A 307-nucleotide genomic window follows, 5' to 3' on the forward strand; every position below is an offset into this window, starting at 1 on the left:
TTGTTTTCTCTTCCTGCGGGTACTGAGATGTTTCACTTCCCCGCGTTCCCTCCACACCGGCTATATATTCACCGGCAGGTAACACCACATCACTGGTGCTGGGTTTCCCCATTCGGAAATCCTCGGATCACAGCTCGGTTGACAGCTCCCCGAGGCATATCGCAGCCTCCCACGTCCTTCATCGGCTCCTGAAGCCAAGACATCCACCATGTGCCCTTAACAACTTGACCACAAAGATGCTCGCATCCACTCTACAGTTCTCAAACACCACACCAGAAACAACGTGTGTTGCCTCAGGACCCAACAG

1 rRNA gene is annotated in these 307 nt (G+C 53.4%); it reads right to left on the reverse strand.

Going from position 1 to position 307, the window contains the following annotated elements:
- Nucleotides 1–230: ribosomal RNA gene (locus tag L942_RS17110) — 23S ribosomal RNA — on the reverse strand; the annotation flags it as partial.
- Between the last annotated feature and the right edge of the window lie 77 nt (nucleotides 231–307).

The organism is Amycolatopsis orientalis DSM 43388 (assembly GCF_000411975.1).
GTDB classification, from domain to species: domain Bacteria; phylum Actinomycetota; class Actinomycetes; order Mycobacteriales; family Pseudonocardiaceae; genus Amycolatopsis; species Amycolatopsis orientalis_D.